Origin of the sequence: Desulfobacula toluolica Tol2, from assembly GCF_000307105.1 — a bacterium.
Classification (GTDB): Bacteria; Desulfobacterota; Desulfobacteria; order Desulfobacterales; family Desulfobacteraceae; genus Desulfobacula; species Desulfobacula toluolica.
In genome coordinates, this window is sequence record NC_018645.1 from 1,578,438 (window position 1) to 1,596,470 (window position 18,033).

Sequence of the window (18,033 nt, forward strand, 5' to 3'; positions counted from 1 at the left end):
ATGGATTTATCTTCGATTATCGGCATTGTTTCAGGCATGGGCTTTGTCCTTGGAACCATACTGCTTGGCGGCGGTCTCATGACCTTTGTCAACATCCCTTCGATTTTGATTGTTCTAGGCGGTACCATGGCGGCCTCAATGATAGCCTATCCCCTCAAGGATTTCCTAAGTATATTTAAGACAACTATGAAAGTTTTTATCTTTAAACTTCAGCCGACAAATGAAATTATTACCAACCTGGTTGAAATTTCCAACAAAGCAAGAAAAGGTGGGCTTCTTTCCATTGAAGGGGATATACAAAATGCCGGTAACCCATATCTTGCACAGGCTTTGCAGATGACGGTTGACGGTGTGAAAACAACTGATATTGCAGCGATTATGCAAAAAAAGATGGCTTTGACAAAAAAAAAACTGGATGTTGGTGCCAGTATTTTTGCCAGCATGGGATCGTATGCACCTGCTTTTGGAATGATAGGAACATTGATCGGACTGGTACAGATGCTTGCCAATCTTGATGATCCATCGTCCATTGGTCCGAAAATGGCGGTTGCAATGATTACCACGTTTTACGGATCAGTTCTGGCCAACCTGTTTTTTATTCCCATGGGAGATAAACTGACCTGCCGCAATGAAGAAGAAATGGTTAACATGAACATTATTTTCGAAGGGATTATTTCTATAAGGGAAGGCGAACACCCTAAACTTATGGAGGATAAGTTAAATATTTATCTGGACGGTTCAAAAGAAAGCAAAGAATAATTTAATTAAAAAGAGAATACCATATGGCTGATGATATGGCTTCAGAGGAAGCAGAAGAAGAGTTAACTCTTTCGACTCCGCCGGCGGAGGAAAAAAAGCAAAAAGCAGGTGCGCCTGAATGGATGGCAACATTTGCTGATCTGGTAACACTTTTGATGTGTTTCTTTGTTCTTCTTTTTGCCATGAGTACTACTCAGCAGGAAACCTATAAAGAACTTGTAAAGTCTTTAAGAAGCGCCTTGGGGGCTGAAGCAGTACCTGAAGCAGGTATAAGGGAAGGGCTTACCATGCACGCGGTTCCATCTGAAGAACCGTCTGAAAGCCAGGCTATTGATGAGCTTGGCGGGATGATCGAAAAAGAGATGGAGGACATTGTCAGTGAAGTCAGGGAGCTTGTTTTGTTCAACAAGCTGGGAGGTGAGGTCAGTGTAACAAAGACCGAAGATGGTATCGTGATTACTTTGTCTGATCTTTTATTGTTTTCCGAAGGGGGGACAAACCTGTCTGAAAAAGGAAATGATATTTTAAGAAAAGTTGCTGCCGTGCTTTCCAAGCTTGCATACCATGTCAAAATAAAAGGTCACACAGACAGTTTTCCCATTTCATCTGCTGTTTTTCCTTCAAACTGGGAGCTTTCAAGTGCCAGGGCTTCAAAGGTTGTTCGCCTGCTGGTTCAAAACGGGGTTCCCCCTCAATATATTTCAGCAGAAGGTTATGCCCACTATCACCCAATAGCCACAAATGATACGGCAAAGGGAAGAGCATTGAACCGAAGGGTTGAAATCGTTTATGAACGAGACAGTATTGCAAGGCAATTTGCTGATATGGGTGTGGGAAAATAGTATGGGAGCAACCTATAAGTTATAAAACAGACTTAACAGTTTGCTTTTTTTTGTCCAGCTTTTCTTTTTCAATTGTAACGATGTTTACCAGATTTTTATGCGGAATATCCTTTTTCATGCCCGGACAGGAGTTTGCCATGGCATTCCAGTTTTCAGGATGTCCTATAACGGTTTTAATGAAAGGCCAGGCTTTGCACATATATGGTTTTACCGGATGAATAGTGCATTGTCTGGTTTTATCAAAGAAGATACAGCATCCGTCTATCCCCAGTGTTAAAACATAGCGTGATCCTGATGTGTCACAATAACGGGCAACAAATTTTTTTGGATCAAAATTGATATATGTTGAGATATTGATGATATCCTGTTCAGTTACATAAGTGCCGCCAAATCCCTTGCAGCAATCCCCGCATTGCCGGCACTCAAAAATATCATTGCCTGTTCTATATTCAGAATCCATATCGTTTTTCCATTGCTTTTTGCATAGTCAGCTGGTCAATATATTGTAAATCTCCCCCCATGGGGATACCCGAAGCAATTCTTGTGATTTTGATGTTTGTTCTTTTAAGCTTTTCAAGGATATAGGAAGCTGTGGATTCGCCCTCAACATTGGTTTTAGTTGCAAGGATAATCTCTTTTACCTTTCGTGGATCAGCTCTTTTAAACAACTCTTTGATCCTTATGTCATCCGGGCCTATGCCGTCAATGGGAGAAAGTACACCGCCCAATATATGATAGGTCCCCAAAAAAGAATTTGATTTTTCGATTGCTCCCATATCCGTGGGATTCTCTACAACACAAATCAGTGTTTGATCCCTTAACGGATCTGCGCATACCCGGCATTTGTCTTTGTCGCTCAGGGCAAAGCAAACAGTACACAGTCGAATGCTGCTTTTCAGTTCAATGATATCGGTTGCCAGAGTTGCGACATCATGATCCGGGGCATGGAGAATGTGAAGCGCAAGCCTTTCAGCAGTTTTTTTTCCAATACCCGGCAGCTTTGACAAACTGTTGATCAATTTTAAAATTGGTTCGGGATAATGCATCATGTTTTTTTTACAGACCGGGAATGTTGAGTCCCCCGGTAAGTTTACCCATTTCAGAAGATACCATTTCCTGGGATTTGTTTAAGGCATCGTTAACAGCTGCCATAATAAGATCCTGAAGCATTTCAATATCTTCCGGGTCAACCACTTCTTTTTCCAGAACAATGGATTCGATTTTCTGGCCGCCATTGGCAATTACTTTGACCATACCACCGCCAGAAGAAGCTTCAACAGTTTTTTTTGCCAACTCCTCTTGGGTTTTAAGCATTTTTTTCTGAAGTTTTTGAGCTTGTTTCATCATGGTATTCATGTTTTTCATGGTTTGTCACTCCTGTCTTAATAGTTGATTATCTCGCCATTAAACATTTTTTGGGCTTCAACAACAAGGGGGTGGTTGAAAGCTGCTTGTCTGGCTTTTATTTCTTTTTTTTTTTTGTTTTCAGTTAATGGTTTGTTTTCAGACACTATTTTGATTGTAAGATCTTTTCCAAGAAAGTCTTTGCAGGCTTTTTTCAGTTCATTTTTTTTTGTTTCAAGCCGGTTTTTATCAAAGGACGAACAATCTTTCAATTCAACTATAATTTCATTGGTATTTTTTTCTTGTGCAACACCTTTTGATAGAAGGACAAACATAAAGGGGAGGGTTTGTTCTATTCTGTTTAAAAATCCCGGCCATGTTTTTTCATGGGGGGCATCTTTTTGTGGTTTTTCAACATCCTGACTTGCATGATATACATGTACCGGCAAAGCTTCCCTGACAGCTGGAGCATGATTTGCCGTCGGTATATCTCTTTCAACCGGAATGTCATTGTTCTTAGTGTCCAAAAAATTTGCAGCAGATTCTTGTACCGGTTCAAATTTATGATCGGAGTATGAAACAGTTGAATTTATCTGATTTGCAAGACCATCAAGCTTGCTGATGATTTGATCTATTTGTGCCCCCGGGTTTATTTGAAGCAGTCTTAACAGTACCATTTCAATAGCTATTTTGGTATGTGATGAGTATTTGATCATGGATTCTTCATCCAGAAGAATTTGTAAAACAGTGTTGATAAAACTGCTGGACAGCATGGCAGTTGCTTGAAAAAAAATTTCTTTTTCAGAATCAGTTATATGTGCATTAGGGCTGTCTTTGCCGCAAATTTTAATGACATTCAGATTTCTGAAATGAACAATTAAATCAGAATAGTATTTTTTCAGATCAATTCCTGAGTCGTTTATGTTTTCAATTATCTCAATGAGTTGCGCCCCGTTTTTTTTGAAAATTGCAGCCGACGTATCATGCAGGATCTGCCTATCAAGGATACCCAATCCGTCCAGAACTGTTTGATGCTCAATTTTCAGGGTCTTGGCCGAGGACAATATTCTGTCAAGGAGGCTTAATGCATCCCTTATGGAGCCGTCTGCTTCCTGAGCAATGAGGTCAAGACTTTGGGCTTCAATATTAAATCCTTCCCGGCTGCAAAGCATTTGCAGGTGACCGGAAATCAATGGCAGCGAAATTCTGCCCAGGTCATGCCTCTGGCACCTGGACAGGATGGTGATCGGGATTTTATGGACTTCAGTGGTGGCAAAGATGAACATCACATGGTCAGGCGGTTCTTCAAGGGTTTTGAGCAGGGCGTTAAATGCAGCAGTAGACAGCATATGAACTTCATCAATAATATATATCTTATAGGGTGCCGATGACGGCATATATGTTACATTTTCCCTTAGATCCCTTATTTGGTCCACGCTGTTGTTGGATGCCCCGTCAATTTCAAACACATCTGTGCAGTGCCCTTCAATAATGTCCGTACAAATTTTACAGGTGTTGCAGGGAAAGGGAGTCGGCCCTTTTTTGCAATTCATTGCCCTGGCTAAAATTCTTGCAATGGTTGTTTTTCCTGTGCCCCTGGGTCCCGTAAAAAGAAGGGCATGGGCAACCCTGTCTGAAGAAATGGCATTGGTAAGGGTGGTGGTAACATGAGGTTGACCAACAACGTCGTCAAATGTCTGGGGTCTGTATTTGATTGCTAAAACTTGGTATGACATGTTATCCGGTATGACCGATCAGTGGCGGAGAGGGAGGGATTCGAACCCTCGGTACCCGGTTAGGATACACACGCTTTCCAGGCGTGCACCTTCAGCCATCTCGGTCACCTCTCCTTATTAAATTTGCTTCGGGCAAAATAGACTCTTTTTGCATTTGTGTCAAGGTTTAAACATGGAAATATACTCATTTGTTAATTTATTTTCAGAATTATAGATATACAGGGGCGGTGAGACAGTACAGGTTTTTTTGTTGTTTTTAGCTGCACAGAGAATGACGCGCCTGGCTCCGGTGTTTTTTTTTATGTGTACAAACCTTAAATAAACAGGGGAAAATTTATACGATTCCATGGCCAGTATCAGGTCGGATATCCTTTCTGCAGGAAAGATAATATAAACCCTTCCTTGTTCATTAATCAATCTGCTTGAACACTTGAAAAGCATATCAATATCAAGAGTTATTTCATGGCGTGCAATTGCTTTTTGAGTGTTTGGATTCAGTCTGCCGGAATTCTTTTTTTTATAAGGAGGGTTTGAAATAATTATATCTGCTTTTCCGTTTATATCGGAAATAAGTATGTTTTTAATATCTTTATTAATGATACTAATTGTTTTATCCAGCTTGTGATTAATACTGTTTTGTCTGGCACAAAAGGATAATTCCTCTTGTATTTCAATCCCCGTGATTCTAATCGCAGAATGCCTGTAAGCCAGGATTAACGGCATTATGCCACATCCGCATCCCACATCAAGGAGATGTTTTGTGTCTGTTAGCTGGATATGTGCAGCAAGGATAAACGGATCCATGGAAAACCGATAGCCGTTTTCAGGTTGGGATACCTTTATTCCGTTATCAAAGAAAGATTCAGCTGATGATTTTTCCAATTTTAAACCGAATCTGCTTCACCAGTTTATGGTCAAGTTGTTTATTTATATTTAAGATCATTTCTTTTTCAAGGAATTTAAGCTGATGAATCCATGATGAGCTTGATACATTGACGATGAGTATTCCATCTTTAAAAGCATCGGGTTTGGCATTCATTGCAATGGGTTTTCCGACAGCAAGATCCCAGATGTCCCATATCCTTGTCATTTGGGTATCCATCGCAGGTCTGTATTTGCCAAGCGCGGAAGTTAAGATGTCTTTGATGTGAATCAATTCGCTGTTTTTGTTTTTTTTGTTCAATTGAGTGTGTTTATACAATTGAGTGTTCCTTATCTTTAAGGATGATTTTTTTTGGCATATTCATACCATATTAATAGACCGGAATATACCCCAAATATATTTGGGGTTGGATGCTTGCCCGAAATCCTTCTCAATGACCTGTTTCAAATAAATATTGCCTTTTGGGCTTGATAAATATAAATATGGTTATATTTTGCGTTCATACTATGAGTTTTTATAAAAATAATTTACAGGATAATGTTTATGAATTGGGATTGGGAAAAATTAAGGGAAAATCAGCAGAAGTTCGAACACAAGAGAGAAGGCGGCGGGCCAAGTATGCCAAGGCCGCCCCAGATGGATGAGCTTTTGAACAGGTTTAAAAGCTTTAAATTTCCGGGGGTTTTTCTTGTTGTGATTGTTATTGCGGCTTTATTTTTCGGTTCATCCACGTTTTTTACCATTGAAACAGATGAAGTCGGTGTTATTCAGCGATTTGGAAAATATGACAGAATCGCTCAACCGGGCTTGAATTTTAAATTTCCTTCGGGTATTGAAAAAGTCACCAAGGTAAAGGTGAAAAGAGTCTATAAGGAAGAGTTCGGTTTTCAAGCGGTCAAAGGTTCCGGCAATTACAGACTCGCAAGCAGTTCTTCTCAGGAAACGCCTTTGATGTTGACCGGGGATCTTAATGTGGCAGTGGTTCCCTGGATTGTGCAATACAGGATTTCAAATCCCAGGGATTATCTGTTCAAGGTTAAAGATGTCAGGGCTATTTTAAGGGACATGTCGGAAGCCACCATGAGAACAGTTGTGGGGGACAGGAGTATCAATGAGGTCATCAGCAAACGAGAAGAGATTGCTCTGGCTGCCAAGGATATTCTTCAAAAAGAGATGGATCAGGCCCAGTCCGGTATTAATATTGTAACAATTGAAATGAAAAAAACAAATGTTCCGGAACCTGTTCAGGCTTCTTTTAATGAGGTTAATCAGGCCATTCAGGAAAAAGAGCAGACGATTTATAAAGCAAGGGAAGAGTACAACAAGGCTGTTCCTTTAGCCCGTGGTGAAGCCAAAAGGGTGATTAAGGATGCTGAAGGGTATGCCATTGACCGGATTAACCGTGCCCAGGGGGATGCCACCAAATTTTCAGCAATCTACCAGGCCTATGCAAAAGCCAAGGATGTGACAAAAAAACGACTGTATCTGGAATCCATGCTGGAAATTTTCCCCAATCTTGGGACAAAGTATATTATTGACTCTGAACAAAAAAATATGCTGCCTTTTTTAAATATGGGTGGTGGTCAATCTGCGGCAGTTCCTCAAAATAGATTCCTTAATAAAAGTGAGTAAAAAATGAATAGTATTATAAAACCGTTGTTTTTGATTGTCGTTGCTGTTGCTGTTTTATTAACTTACAGTTCTGCCTACATTGTTGATGAAACCGAACAGGTTGTTATAACCCAGTTTGGTCGAGTTGTGGGGCAGCCTATTACCGAGCCTGGCTTGAAATTCAAGCTGCCGTTTTTTCAAATTGCCAATTTTTTTCCAAATAATCTGTTAACCTGGGATGGTGACCCAGGTCAGGTGCCCACAAAAGATAAAACCTATATATGGGTGGATACCTTTGCGCGATGGAAAATTGTTGACCCTGTCAAGTATTTTCAGACCGTTAACAATGAATTGGCAGCGATTGAGCGTCTGGATGATATCATTGATCCGGCCATGAGAAACCTTGTGACATCCTATCCTCTTGTTGAAAGTGTTCGAAATACGGATCGACCCATGGATACATTTGAATCGGTTGTTGATGAGAACAGAAAAAGGGTTCAATATAAAATTAACCTGGGCCGCGATGAGATTACAAAAAGAATCGTAAAACAGGCTGGTGAAAAACTGGTACAGTTCGGTATTGAGCTTGTGGATGTAAAAATAAAAAGAATCAACTATATTGAAAATGTTCGGCAGGCTGTTTATAACAGGATGATTGCCGAAAGAAATCAAATCGCTGAAAAATACCGGGCAGAGGGTATGGGTGAGGCAAGCAATATACGGGGTGAAAAAGAAAAAGAACTCCAGGTGATCAAATCCCAGGCATATAAAGATGCTCAGAAGATTAAGGGTGATGCTGATGCAACTGCCACAAAGATTTATGCGGATGCCTATGGTGCTGACCCGGATTTTTATGCATTTGTAAAGACAATGGAAGTCTATAAGAAGACCATGAAAAAAGACAGTACGCTGATTCTTTCAACGGATTCTGATTTTATGAAATACTTTAAGGGTATTGAACGGTAGGAAGAATATTCGAGTATTGAGTTGAATGGTTTGCAACTCAATACTCCGCAGATTACACCAGCTATTTTTTCTTTCTCTGGTGTCTGGTTTTGGCAAGGAGTTTTCTGTGTTTATGTTTCCTCATTTTTTTCCTTCTCTTTTTAATCACACTACCCAAAAAAATCACCTCCTTTGTATACATTTATATTATTTTTTTATTTTAAATTCGCTAAATAGTTACTATAGCATAATATTTATTTAAATGTCCATTTTTTATTTTGGTATAAAAAGGCACCGGATGCAAATGTTACGACACTTTAATCAAGAAGAACTTTTAAAGGTTGATGAAGCCGTAAAAGTATCGGAAGAATTGGTTAACAACTATTTTAAACTGTCTTCCGGCCAGTGGCTGAAAAACAGGTATGATATTAAGACAGCAAAAGACCTGGCTGTTCATGAGCATGTTGACGGTCCATTTGCCCAGGTTGTCAAGTATGAAGGACGCAAAAAAGATGTTCCTTTAGGGTCTTCTTCTTTCAGTTTTTATAAAGTGTGTCTTCAGGACAGCGCCATCCTTTCAATTGTTGAAAAAGCGGGCCTGCTATTGGAACCTTTTCTTTTGTATGTGTTAACCCATGAACTGGTTCATGTTGTCAGATTTTTAAAATTTCAACATCGGTATGAAAATAAAAATGAAGCTGATGTTACATTTGATGAAGAACGAAAAGTGCATCAGCTAACTTATATTATTTTAAACCAGGTATCTATTCCAGGTTTGAATCAAGTATTTGGATTTTATAAAGATTGGTTAATAATTTCGAGATCCGGCATATAGGTAAAAAATTTAGATACCCCTTCTTGACAAGGATAAATAACTTATTATTTTATCTTTGATTTTCCAAGACGACTAAAGAAAAACGGAGAAGTAAAATGCCAGTTTATGAATATCAATGTACAGAGTGCGGACAAATAGAAGAAGCACTTCAAAAAATTTCAGATTCCCCTCTTACCACTTGCCCTAATTGCAAGGGTAGTCTGAAAAAGCTGATTTCACAAAGTTCATTTCATCTTAAAGGATCGGGCTGGTACGTCACAGACTATGGCGGTGCTAAAACGGGAACAGAAACAAAATCTGATAAAAAAGCCGGTACTAAATCCAAAGAATCAAAAACTACTTCAAAAACAACTTCAAAAAAGACAATTGATTCCAAAAATTAATGTTCCAAAAATTAATATTCAAAAAATCAATGTTCAAAAAATTGAAGTTGAATAAAACAAACTATACGCATTAACACAACAAATACTATTTAAAGGAGAAAATGATCATGAGTTTGAGACCATTGAGTGACAGAATTCTTGTTGAACGTGTTGCAGAGGACGAAAAAACCAAGGGTGGTATTATTATTCCTGATACGGCAAAAGAAAAACCGGCAGAAGGCAAAATCGTTGCCACAGGTAATGGCCGCATGGGCGAAGACGGAAAACTTCTTCCAATGGATGTAAAGGTCGGGGATCGTGTTCTTTTCAGCAAATATGGTGGAACAGATGTGAAAATTGATGGTATTGATTATCTTATCCTTCGTCAGGATGATGTTCTCGGAGTAATTGAATAATTTAACGATATAAGAATAATTTAACGATATAAATGGAGATTATTGAAGATGGCAAAAGAAATTAAATATGATGCGAAGGCCCGTGAAGCAATGCTTAGGGGTGTTAAGGCTCTTGCAGATGCAGTTGTGGTTACTCTTGGACCTAAAGGACGAAATGTCGTTATTGAAAAATCCTGGGGCTCTCCCAATGTTACCAAAGATGGTGTAACTGTTGCAAAAGAGATTGATCTGGAAGATAAATTTGAGAACATGGGCGCTCAGATGGTAAAAGAAGTGTCCAGTAAAACTTCTGATATGGCCGGTGACGGTACTACTACTGCAACCGTTTTGGCCCGTGCAATCTATGAAAACGGCCAGAAGCTGGTTGTTGCAGGAAATAATCCCATGGGAATCAAAAGAGGGATTGATAAAGCGGTTTCTAAGATTGTCGAAAGTCTTGAAAAAATAGCAAAACCGACCAAAGATCAGAATGAAATTGCCCAAGTTGGAACCATTTCTGCAAATAATGATGCAACCATTGGTAATATTATTGCCGAAGCAATGGATAAAGTTGGTAAAGAAGGTGTTATCACCGTAGAAGAAGCCAAGTCAATGGATACCACTCTGGACGTTGTAGAAGGTATGCAGTTTGACCGCGGTTATCTGTCACCTTACTTTGTAACTGATTCAGAGAAAATGGTTGCAGCCCTTGATAATCCGTTTGTTTTAATCTGCGATAAAAAGATTTCTTCCATGAAAGACCTTCTTCCTATTCTTGAAGAAATTGCCAAAACTGGCAAACCTCTCATGATTGTTGCCGAAGATGTTGAAGGCGAAGCCCTTGCCACACTGGTTGTAAATAAACTTCGCGGCACCTTGAATGTTGCTGCAGTTAAAGCTCCGGGATTTGGCGACAGAAGAAAAGCCATGCTGGAAGATATTGCCGTATTAACCGGCGGACAGGTTGTTTCAGAAGACATTGGAATTAAACTTGAAAATGTAACCATTCAAGATCTGGGTCAGGCAAAAACCATTACGATTGATAAAGACAATACAATTATCGTTGATGGTGCAGGTTCCAGAGAATCGCTTGAAGGCCGTGTGAAAATGATTCGTGCCCAGGTTGAAGAAACCTCTTCTGACTATGACAGAGAAAAGCTTCAGGAAAGGCTTGCCAAACTTGTTGGCGGTGTTGCAGTGATTAATGTTGGTGCTGCCACTGAAACTGAAATGAAGGAAAAGAAAGCCAGAGTTGAAGATGCCCTTAATGCAACCCGTGCAGCGGTTGAAGAAGGTATCGTGCCTGGCGGTGGTGTTGCCCTTGTAAGATGTATTTCAGCTCTTGAAGAACTTAATCTTGAAGGCGAAGAACAACTGGGTGTGGATGTTATTGCACGCGCCATTGAAGAACCTCTTCGTAAAATTGCCGACAATGCAGGTGCTGAAGGCTCTGTTGTTATCAATAAAGTCAAAGAGGGCACAGGTGCCTTTGGTTACAATGCCTTGACAAATGTTTATGAAGATCTGATTGAAGCTGGTGTTATTGATCCTAAAAAAGTGGTTCGTTTTGCACTTCAGAATGCAGCCAGTGTTGCCTCTGTCATGCTGACCACGGAAGCCATGATCGCTGAAAAACCGGAAAAAAATGACGGCGGCGGAATGCCTGCTGGAATGCCCGGCGGCGGAATGGGCGGAATGGGCGGAATGGGCGGAATGATGTAATGTTTCGTTAAACAATACCATTCGTAATATTTGAATAAAGCCCTTGCTCATTTGATGTGCAGGGGCTTTGTTTTTTTTAACTATGCTATAAAAAAGGCAGTTCGTTTGGGTTTGAGGTGTTTTTGATTATAATTAAGAACTTGACATGAAATGCCGGCTCATATACTTAGTTTTATTAAAATTTATTTATTATCTTGCCACTGATTTGTTATGTTATCTCTATTGGGAAGGTAAATTTGTAAGAGAGGTTGTATGACCACGGAAACCGTTGGATTGTTTTACATGCTGAGCAATGCAGGCCCGGTTGTTAAATTTATCATGCTGCTGCTGCTGTTCTTTTCAATAACCTCATGGGCAATCATATTTATCAAATTCAGGTATGTAAGGAGTGCTTTTAAAGAATCTGCTGATTTTACAGATGTTTTCTGGCAGTGCCGAAATCTTTCAGATGCATTTTCAAAAGCCAAGGCATTGAGATCAAGTCCGGTCGCAAGAATTTTTATCACTGCATATATGGAGATGGCAAGATCTGACAGCAAAGATAATGAAAAAACACAGGTAAAGCGAACAGATAACTCCTATTTCCAAGCTGTCGGCAGCATAAAACGATCGTTAAACCGATCCATTGGCGTAGAAGTCAGACGTCTGGTTCAATTGGTACCGTTTTTGGCAACAGCTGGTAATACCGCCCCTTTTATCGGTCTTTTCGGTACGGTATGGGGGATCATGGATACCTTCCATGGCATTGGGTTAAGCGGGTCTGCAAGCCTTGCCGTAGTTGCTCCGGGCATATCGGAAGCATTGATCGCAACGGCAGCAGGTCTTGCCGTAGCAATACCTTCCGTTATTGCCTATAATTATTTTACGGACAGGATAAGGGTCTTGGATTCTGAGTTGCAGAGTTTTTCTTCAGATCTTTTAAATATAATGGAACGAGATATTCAAAAGCAAATGGAGGCATAATGCAGTCAGGCTCAGGTAATGATCAGTTCATGTCCGAGATCAATGTCACTCCTTTTGTGGATGTCATGCTTGTTTTGCTGATTATTTTCATGGTGACGGCTCCCATGATGGTCCAGGGGGTTGATGTGGATTTGCCCAAGGCAACCTCAAAACCATTAAACGGTAATGAAGAACGTTTGATTATTTCCATTGATGATGATTTAAAAGTGTTTATTAATGAACAGGTTGTCAGTGTTGAATTTTTGACCCGGAAGCTGGGGGCCATATTGGAAAATTTTGATAAAAAAAATGTTTATCTCAGGGCGGATAAAAAAGTGCCGTATGGAGTAGTTATCAATGTGATTTCAAAAATAAAACAAGCCGGTATTGACAGTCTCGGGATGATAACCCTTCCTGAAGATGAAAATGCATCCTGATTGACCAGTATGAGTCTCCCTATAAAAGTTAAAATCAGAAAAGACTCATTTCTTACTCCTGATCACGGCAGGAAAACAGGAATAGTTTTTTTTTCTATTTCAGTAGTTTTACACGGTTTGTTTTTTTGCGGTATGATTTTTTGTCAGGATATCAAATTATCCAAACCCCTGCCATCGGTTATTCAGATTGATCTGGTCTCTTTTTCACCGGAACCTGCTTTTGAAGAACCTGCTAAAAGTCAAGATTATTCAACAAAAAAAGGGGAAGCAATAAATAATGCTCCCATTATACAAAAAGCTCCTGTTATAAAAAAAAACCGGACAATTCCAAATTTTAAACCGGACATAAGTTTAAAAGCGAAACCAAAAAATTTGAAAGATTTGATCGCCCTGCAAGAGAAAAAAAGAAAAGAATCAGACAATAAAAAAGAGAACAAGCCGGTTGAAAAGAAGCCGGTTGAAAAGAAGCCGGTTGAAAAGAAGCCGGTTGAAAAGAAAAAGGCCAAAAAAGAAATTGATCCTGAAAAGGTATTGGAATCAGCAAGGAAACAATTGGAAAAAAAAGTTGAGGATCAGTCCCAGGCTAAGCTTGAACAAGCCCTGAGCCGTATTCAGAAAAAGGTGCAGGAGCAGGGCAAGGCAAATGAGGATCAAGGGAAGGGGGCATATGCCGGGTATGGAAAGAAGGGATATGAACCCATAGAGCTATATAAAATGGTTTTAGGTTCAAGAATAGAGCAGAACTGGGTGTTTAATGAGACCCTTGCCAGGATGAACCAGGGTCTTGAAGTCAGAATCCTGATCAAAGTATTAAAAAGCGGTGAAATACGGGATATTATTTATGAAACCAGGTCAGGAAATCGTTATCTTGATGAATCTGCAAAAAAAGCAATTAAAAAAGCAAATCCACTGCCGCAGTTGCCGGGTGGAAGGCATTCTTATGATGTTATTGTTATTTTCACACCAAGAGGGCTGAAATAAAAATGGGTTTAATTATCAGGAATAAACGGTATCTTATCTATGAGATGGTTAATAAAACTATGGTATACAGATGTTGTTTTGTGTTTATTGTTTTTTTTTTATTTCAATATGGCACTGTATATGCTCAAGAATATGATTATATCAATATCAGTAACCCATTTTTAAAGAAAACACCTGTTGCTGTAACGGGATTTAAGGCGTTTAACGGTCATGAAGTTGAGGTAACGGATGGAGAAAAAGCAAGGCGTATTTTAACACAGGCACTTGATTTTACAGGCTACCTTAAAACGATGAACCCTGTTGCATTTTTATCAAATCCGGCTGAATCCGGCATTCAGCTGGGCCAGATTAATTTTCGTGACTGGACAGGCATTGGTGCTGAACTGCTTGTTACCGGGGGGATTATTGAAACCAATGGCAAAGTAAAACTTAAATTAAGACTTTTTGATACATTTAATACAAAACTTCTGGTAGGCAAGGTATATAGCGGTTCTCGTTCCCAAATCAGGAAGATGATTCATTTGTTTTGCAGTGAAATATCCTACTCTCTTACCGGTAAATGGGGGGTGTTCAATAGTAAAATTGCATTTGTTTCAACAGTAAACGGTAAAAAAGAAATATTCACCTGTGATTTTGACGGGCAAAACGTCAAGCAGATGACCTTCCACAAAAGTATTTGTCTTTCTCCTTCCTGGTCTTTTGATGGAAAATGGCTGGCCTATGTTTCCTATGCAAAGGGAAAGCCGGATATATTTATTAAAAATTTCAATGAAAACAAAGGTGCAATTGTCAATTACAAGGGAATGAATATTTCTCCGGACTGGATGCCGGGACAGCTTAAACTTTCGGCAGCTTTAAGTTTTTCCGGGGATCAGGAAATTTATTTGTTGACCCTGACCGGAGAAATTATTAAAAGAATAACAAAAAGCTGGGGAATTGATGTGTCGCCCAAGTTTTCACCGGATGGCCAAAAAATAGTTTTTACTTCAAAACGGGCCGGAACTCCCCAGATATATATAAAGGATATTGAATCAGGAGAAGTGCGGCGCCTGACGTTCAAAGGTCTTAATAATACATCGCCGGCTTGGTCTCCCGATGGCAAGAAAATTGCTTATGTCAACATTAAAGATAACCATATTAATATTTTTATACTGGATATTGATACGGGAATGCCGGTTCAATTGACCATGAATACGGGGGATAATGAAGATCCTGCATGGTCACCGGACGGCAGTATGATAACTTTTACATCAACCCGTGAAAACGGGGTTCCAAGAATTTTTGTTATGAATGCGTCCGGATCAGACCAGCGAAGACTTTTAAGTCTGAGCGGCAAACAGACCCAACCGGATTGGTCAATGTAACAAAGTACTGAATAAAGATGATATTGCGGGGGCAGATTTTAAATCTGCTTTCTTTGTTATAGTAGATTGAATGACTAAATTTGAATTCGTTGAGTTGAATTATAGGCGGGGACAAATTTGTTCCCTCAAACAAAGAGGAGATAAAAAAATGAAAAACAGAGTGTGGATTAATCTGACCATGGCAATCCTTGTTGCAGGACTTTTTTTTGCTGTCTCATGCGCAAAAAAAACAATTGTGTCAGATGCAACTGCTATTGAGGATCAAGCTAAGATAGAAGCAGATAAAAATGCTGCCAAAGCTAAAGCAGAAGCTCAAGCTCGGGCCAACGCGCAAGCAAGGGAAGATGCGGATCGTATTGCACAGCAGGAACTGGAAGATCGAATTGCCAATGAAAAAGCGCTGAGGCAAGCTAAAATAATGGCTGCAAAGAAACGGTTTGAAAACCAGAACATCCATTTTGAATATGACAGTTCTCAACTGAGTCCAATGGCAAAAACAGTTTTAAAAGAAAAAGCAGCATGGTTAAAAGCAAATTATTCGGTATCCGTAACTATTGAAGGCCACTGTGATGACCGTGGTACAACTGAATATAACCTTTCGTTGGGTGAAAGGCGTGCTGCTGCAGCAAAAGCTTATTTGGTCAATCTGGGCGTTTCGGCTTCTCGTTTGAACACCGTCAGCTATGGTGAAGAACAACCTGAAGATTTTGGAAAAACAGAGGATGCATACAGAAAGAACAGGCGCGCTCATTTTGCAATTGATTAATACAGAACTGATTTAAAATCTGTTCTTGCAACTATAAATTTGTCTTTCCACAAATTTTTTTTGATTGCTGGAGTTTAGTTATGAGAATGAAATATTTGTTCGGTGTTGTGATTATTGTATTGGTTTTTTCCGGCTGTGTCGAATCCCAGAGTTTTGTGATTCTTGAGAACAAGGTGGCAACTCTGGAATTGAAAAATAAGCGGCAAACTGAAAAATCAAAAGAATTTGCCGTGCAAAATGAACAGATTCGTTTGAAGTTTGAGCAGAATATTGAAAGTATCGAAAAAAGATTAAATGAAAGTCACAGTATCAGCCAGGAAGAGTATGCTGAAATGAAAGATACTATTCAGAGTATCAAATCAGACATTCAGAGGCTTCAAGGTATGATTGAAGAAATTAATCACAGTTTTGCACAATACCGCCAAAATGATAGTGAATCAATTGAGAAAAAAATTGATCGACTTGATCAGGCAGTTTCAAAGAATTATGAAAAAGTGATAGCGCTTGAAAAGTATATGGGGTTTGAACCATCTGCAGCAGGAAAAATTGAAAAAAAAGCAGTATCATCAATAGAATCCGGCAAGACTGCCGAACTTGAATTGTATGAGTTTGCAAAGAAATTGTTTGATGAGGGAGATAAGGAAAACGCCCGTATCCAGTTTGAAAACTTTATCAATAAATATCCGGATTCTAATAATGCGGACAATGCAAGATTTTGGATTGCCGACAGTTATTATGCTGAAAAATGGTTTGAAAAAGCAATCCTGGAGTACCAGAAAGTCTTGGAAGTGTATCCGAACAGCAATAAATTGGCTGCAGCAAGATTAAAACAAGGGTATGCGTTTGCTGAACTGGGTGAAAAAGCTAATGCAAGGCTTATCCTGAAAGAATTGTTAAAAAAACATCCTGACTCAAATGAAGCACAATATGCCCAAAAGAAATTAAAAAGTTTAAAGTAAGTCTATCAATATTTTATGGTAAAAATAGTTGGGATTGATCCTGGGTTGGCCGGCACCGGCATTGGCGTTATAGAGGGAAATGATCGAGAAATCCTATCGTATTCATTTGGCAGCATATCCACTGATTCAAAGGACCCGATTCATTTGAGACTTCACACCATTTATTCTAAAGTGCTGTCTTTTCTTTGCGCACAAAAACCTGATCGTGTTGTTATAGAGGACATATACTCACTTGAAAAATACCCAGGATCAGGTATTATGCTGGGCAAAGTTTCCGGTGTTCTTCTTCTGGCAGCTTATAAAGCAGGTCTTGATGTGGAAGAAATTTCCGTAAGGGAAATGAAAAAAATTGTTTCCGGGAATGGGAGCGCAGACAAGCATCAGGTGGAGCGGTCTGTCCGTAATTTGTTGGGACATGGTGAGACAATAAAGCCCTTTCATGCCTCTGATGCACTAGGATTGGCTTTGACAGGATATTACAGGTGTAAAAGGATATTATGATCGGATATCTGGAAGGCACTATTTTGCAGTTTGAATCTGATGGTATCCTGCTGCTTGTGGGTAGTGTGGGATATGAGGTGCTGTTGAATCCCCAAATGGTTGAAAAGCTGATGTCCCGGGAAGCTACCGATAAAATGATTTCTCTGTATATTTATTATCACCAGACAGAGCGACAGCCAAAACCTGTTCTTATCGGTTTTGAATCTCCTGATGACAAAGAATTTTTTCAAACATTTATTACCGTAGATGCTATAGGCCCCATGAAAGCCGTCAAAGCCATGACTCGGCCGTCCAGTGATATTGCAAGGGCTATTGAAACAAAAGATGTCTCTTTTTTAACCGGCTTAAGTGGTGTTGGTCAACGAACAGCTGAAAAAATTATTGCAACCCTTCATGGAAAAGTTAAAAAATTTATGCTGGTAACCAAAGATGAAAACCAGGATAAAAATCAGGATAAAAAAGAAATGAAGACCGAATCTTTTGCGTTTGAGATGCTCGACATTGGTCGGCAGGTTGAGGATGTTCTTGTTGAACAGCTGGGGCATTCCCCTGCATCTGCAAAAAGAATGGTCAAGGAAGCCTTAGAAGCTAATGATAAAATTTCAACGCCGGAAGAACTTTTTGATGAGATTTTTGGGAAAAATTAGAT

Annotated in this window: 23 protein-coding genes and 1 tRNA gene; 16 read left to right on the forward strand and 8 right to left on the reverse strand. The window is 39.5% G+C overall.

Going from position 1 to position 18,033, the window contains the following annotated elements; all coding sequences use genetic code 11:
* Both TOL2_RS07205 and TOL2_RS07210 read left to right on the forward strand, forming a co-directional pair.
* Positions 1–759, forward strand: a complete 759-nt coding sequence (locus TOL2_RS07205; RefSeq protein ID WP_014956847.1) for a motility protein A — start codon at positions 1–3, stop codon at positions 757–759.
* A 23-nt stretch (positions 760–782) separates the two neighbouring features.
* Positions 783–1,601, forward strand: coding sequence for an OmpA/MotB family protein (locus TOL2_RS07210; protein ID WP_014956848.1), 819 nt, complete (start codon positions 783–785; stop codon positions 1,599–1,601).
* 19 nt (positions 1,602–1,620) lie between these two features.
* Here the strand turns inward: TOL2_RS07210 and TOL2_RS07215 are convergent, their stop codons facing one another.
* From TOL2_RS07215 to TOL2_RS07245, 7 genes are all read right to left on the reverse strand, one after another.
* The gene (locus TOL2_RS07215; RefSeq protein WP_014956849.1) at positions 1,621–2,061 is read right to left on the reverse strand and encodes a YkgJ family cysteine cluster protein; all 441 of its coding nucleotides are present in this window, start codon (positions 2,059–2,061) and stop codon (positions 1,621–1,623) included.
* Positions 2,051–2,650 (reverse strand): recombination mediator RecR, encoded by a 600-nt coding sequence (recR, locus tag TOL2_RS07220; protein WP_041279345.1) that lies wholly within the window; start codon positions 2,648–2,650, stop codon positions 2,051–2,053. The genes TOL2_RS07215 and recR overlap by 11 nt, the downstream gene beginning before the upstream one ends.
* A 7-nt stretch (positions 2,651–2,657) precedes the next feature.
* Positions 2,658–2,966, reverse strand: coding sequence for a YbaB/EbfC family nucleoid-associated protein (locus tag TOL2_RS07225; RefSeq protein WP_014956851.1), 309 nt, complete (start codon positions 2,964–2,966; stop codon positions 2,658–2,660).
* A gap of 17 nt (positions 2,967–2,983) precedes the next feature.
* Positions 2,984–4,681 carry a DNA polymerase III subunit gamma/tau gene (gene dnaX, locus TOL2_RS07230; RefSeq protein ID WP_014956852.1) on the reverse strand — a complete coding sequence of 566 codons (1,698 nt, stop codon included), beginning with the start codon at positions 4,679–4,681 and terminating at the stop codon, positions 2,984–2,986.
* A gap of 22 nt (positions 4,682–4,703) precedes the next feature.
* Positions 4,704–4,795, reverse strand: a tRNA-Ser gene (locus TOL2_RS07235).
* Between the two features lie 45 nt (positions 4,796–4,840).
* Entirely contained in the window at positions 4,841–5,563 is a 723-nt protein-coding gene (locus TOL2_RS07240; protein WP_014956853.1) for a tRNA1(Val) (adenine(37)-N6)-methyltransferase, read from the reverse strand.
* Complete coding sequence (locus TOL2_RS07245; RefSeq protein ID WP_014956854.1) at positions 5,544–5,882, reverse strand: DUF721 domain-containing protein; 339 nt, start codon at positions 5,880–5,882, stop codon at positions 5,544–5,546. The genes TOL2_RS07240 and TOL2_RS07245 overlap by 20 nt, the downstream gene beginning before the upstream one ends.
* A 225-nt stretch (positions 5,883–6,107) precedes the next feature.
* On the opposite strand from TOL2_RS07245, the gene hflK reads away from it, so the two are divergent.
* Positions 6,108–7,196 carry an FtsH protease activity modulator HflK gene (gene hflK, locus TOL2_RS07250; RefSeq protein WP_014956855.1) on the forward strand — a complete coding sequence of 363 codons (1,089 nt, stop codon included), beginning with the start codon at positions 6,108–6,110 and terminating at the stop codon, positions 7,194–7,196.
* 3 nt (positions 7,197–7,199) lie between these two features.
* A complete protein-coding gene (gene hflC, locus TOL2_RS07255; protein ID WP_014956856.1) occupies positions 7,200–8,141 on the forward strand; it encodes a protease modulator HflC in 942 nt (313 codons plus the stop codon).
* A 61-nt stretch (positions 8,142–8,202) separates the two neighbouring features.
* On the opposite strand, the gene TOL2_RS24065 is transcribed toward hflC, so the two are convergent.
* Complete coding sequence (locus TOL2_RS24065) at positions 8,203–8,322, reverse strand: 30S ribosomal protein bS22 (RefSeq protein WP_456072996.1); 120 nt, start codon at positions 8,320–8,322, stop codon at positions 8,203–8,205.
* A 102-nt stretch (positions 8,323–8,424) separates the two neighbouring features.
* Here TOL2_RS24065 and TOL2_RS07260 point away from each other — a divergent pair, with 102 nt between their 5' ends.
* From TOL2_RS07260 to ruvA, 12 genes are all read left to right on the forward strand, one after another.
* Complete coding sequence (locus TOL2_RS07260) at positions 8,425–8,955, forward strand: hypothetical protein (protein ID WP_014956857.1); 531 nt, start codon at positions 8,425–8,427, stop codon at positions 8,953–8,955.
* Positions 8,956–9,050: 95 nt separating this feature from the next.
* Positions 9,051–9,338 (forward strand): FmdB family zinc ribbon protein, encoded by a 288-nt coding sequence (locus TOL2_RS07265; protein ID WP_041279346.1) that lies wholly within the window; start codon positions 9,051–9,053, stop codon positions 9,336–9,338.
* A 107-nt stretch (positions 9,339–9,445) separates the two neighbouring features.
* Positions 9,446–9,733 carry a co-chaperone GroES gene (groES, locus tag TOL2_RS07270; RefSeq protein WP_014956858.1) on the forward strand — a complete coding sequence of 96 codons (288 nt, stop codon included), beginning with the start codon at positions 9,446–9,448 and terminating at the stop codon, positions 9,731–9,733.
* Positions 9,734–9,781: 48 nt separating this feature from the next.
* Positions 9,782–11,434, forward strand: a complete 1,653-nt coding sequence (gene groL / locus TOL2_RS07275) for a chaperonin GroEL (protein WP_014956859.1) — start codon at positions 9,782–9,784, stop codon at positions 11,432–11,434.
* Between the two features lie 252 nt (positions 11,435–11,686).
* Positions 11,687–12,397 (forward strand): protein TolQ, encoded by a 711-nt coding sequence (gene tolQ, locus TOL2_RS07280; RefSeq protein WP_041279347.1) that lies wholly within the window; start codon positions 11,687–11,689, stop codon positions 12,395–12,397.
* Positions 12,397–12,813 carry a protein TolR gene (gene tolR, locus TOL2_RS07285; protein ID WP_014956861.1) on the forward strand — a complete coding sequence of 139 codons (417 nt, stop codon included), beginning with the start codon at positions 12,397–12,399 and terminating at the stop codon, positions 12,811–12,813. Before tolQ ends, tolR begins: the two co-directional genes overlap by 1 nt.
* A gap of 9 nt (positions 12,814–12,822) precedes the next feature.
* Positions 12,823–13,794 (forward strand): cell envelope integrity protein TolA, encoded by a 972-nt coding sequence (locus TOL2_RS07290; RefSeq protein WP_014956862.1) that lies wholly within the window; start codon positions 12,823–12,825, stop codon positions 13,792–13,794.
* Between the two features lie 2 nt (positions 13,795–13,796).
* The gene (gene tolB / locus TOL2_RS07295) at positions 13,797–15,158 is read left to right on the forward strand and encodes a Tol-Pal system beta propeller repeat protein TolB (protein WP_014956863.1); all 1,362 of its coding nucleotides are present in this window, start codon (positions 13,797–13,799) and stop codon (positions 15,156–15,158) included.
* A gap of 148 nt (positions 15,159–15,306) precedes the next feature.
* Entirely contained in the window at positions 15,307–15,924 is a 618-nt protein-coding gene (gene pal / locus TOL2_RS07300; protein WP_014956864.1) for a peptidoglycan-associated lipoprotein Pal, read from the forward strand.
* An 80-nt stretch (positions 15,925–16,004) separates the two neighbouring features.
* Positions 16,005–16,883 carry a tol-pal system protein YbgF gene (ybgF, locus tag TOL2_RS07305; protein WP_014956865.1) on the forward strand — a complete coding sequence of 293 codons (879 nt, stop codon included), beginning with the start codon at positions 16,005–16,007 and terminating at the stop codon, positions 16,881–16,883.
* A gap of 15 nt (positions 16,884–16,898) precedes the next feature.
* A complete protein-coding gene (locus tag TOL2_RS07310) occupies positions 16,899–17,384 on the forward strand; it encodes a crossover junction endodeoxyribonuclease RuvC (RefSeq protein ID WP_014956866.1) in 486 nt (161 codons plus the stop codon).
* Entirely contained in the window at positions 17,381–18,031 is a 651-nt protein-coding gene (ruvA, locus tag TOL2_RS07315) for a Holliday junction branch migration protein RuvA (protein WP_014956867.1), read from the forward strand. Before TOL2_RS07310 ends, ruvA begins: the two co-directional genes overlap by 4 nt.
* The last annotated feature ends 2 nt before the right edge of the window (positions 18,032–18,033 follow it).

Bases quoted from the DNA above. Each gene is read 5' to 3' on its own strand.
- TOL2_RS07205 (WP_014956847.1), top strand. From the start codon at position 1: ATGGATTTATCTTCGATTATCGGCATTGTTTCAGGCATGGGCTTTGTC.
- TOL2_RS07210 (WP_014956848.1), top strand. From the start codon at position 783: ATGGCTGATGATATGGCTTCAGAGGAAGCAGAAGAAGAGTTAACTCTT.
- TOL2_RS07215 (WP_014956849.1), bottom strand. From the start codon at position 2,061: ATGGATTCTGAATATAGAACAGGCAATGATATTTTTGAGTGCCGGCAA.
- recR (WP_041279345.1), bottom strand. From the start codon at position 2,650: ATGATGCATTATCCCGAACCAATTTTAAAATTGATCAACAGTTTGTCA.
- TOL2_RS07225 (WP_014956851.1), bottom strand. From the start codon at position 2,966: ATGAAAAACATGAATACCATGATGAAACAAGCTCAAAAACTTCAGAAA.
- dnaX (WP_014956852.1), bottom strand. From the start codon at position 4,681: ATGTCATACCAAGTTTTAGCAATCAAATACAGACCCCAGACATTTGAC.
- hflK (WP_014956855.1), top strand. From the start codon at position 6,108: ATGAATTGGGATTGGGAAAAATTAAGGGAAAATCAGCAGAAGTTCGAA.
- hflC (WP_014956856.1), top strand. From the start codon at position 7,200: ATGAATAGTATTATAAAACCGTTGTTTTTGATTGTCGTTGCTGTTGCT.
- TOL2_RS24065 (WP_456072996.1), bottom strand. From the start codon at position 8,322: ATGTATACAAAGGAGGTGATTTTTTTGGGTAGTGTGATTAAAAAGAGA.
- TOL2_RS07260 (WP_014956857.1), top strand. From the start codon at position 8,425: ATGTTACGACACTTTAATCAAGAAGAACTTTTAAAGGTTGATGAAGCC.
- TOL2_RS07265 (WP_041279346.1), top strand. From the start codon at position 9,051: ATGCCAGTTTATGAATATCAATGTACAGAGTGCGGACAAATAGAAGAA.
- groES (WP_014956858.1), top strand. From the start codon at position 9,446: ATGAGTTTGAGACCATTGAGTGACAGAATTCTTGTTGAACGTGTTGCA.
- groL (WP_014956859.1), top strand. From the start codon at position 9,782: ATGGCAAAAGAAATTAAATATGATGCGAAGGCCCGTGAAGCAATGCTT.
- tolQ (WP_041279347.1), top strand. From the start codon at position 11,687: ATGACCACGGAAACCGTTGGATTGTTTTACATGCTGAGCAATGCAGGC.
- tolR (WP_014956861.1), top strand. From the start codon at position 12,397: ATGCAGTCAGGCTCAGGTAATGATCAGTTCATGTCCGAGATCAATGTC.
- TOL2_RS07290 (WP_014956862.1), top strand. From the start codon at position 12,823: ATGAGTCTCCCTATAAAAGTTAAAATCAGAAAAGACTCATTTCTTACT.
- tolB (WP_014956863.1), top strand. From the start codon at position 13,797: ATGGGTTTAATTATCAGGAATAAACGGTATCTTATCTATGAGATGGTT.
- pal (WP_014956864.1), top strand. From the start codon at position 15,307: ATGAAAAACAGAGTGTGGATTAATCTGACCATGGCAATCCTTGTTGCA.
- ybgF (WP_014956865.1), top strand. From the start codon at position 16,005: ATGAGAATGAAATATTTGTTCGGTGTTGTGATTATTGTATTGGTTTTT.
- TOL2_RS07310 (WP_014956866.1), top strand. From the start codon at position 16,899: ATGGTAAAAATAGTTGGGATTGATCCTGGGTTGGCCGGCACCGGCATT.
- ruvA (WP_014956867.1), top strand. From the start codon at position 17,381: ATGATCGGATATCTGGAAGGCACTATTTTGCAGTTTGAATCTGATGGT.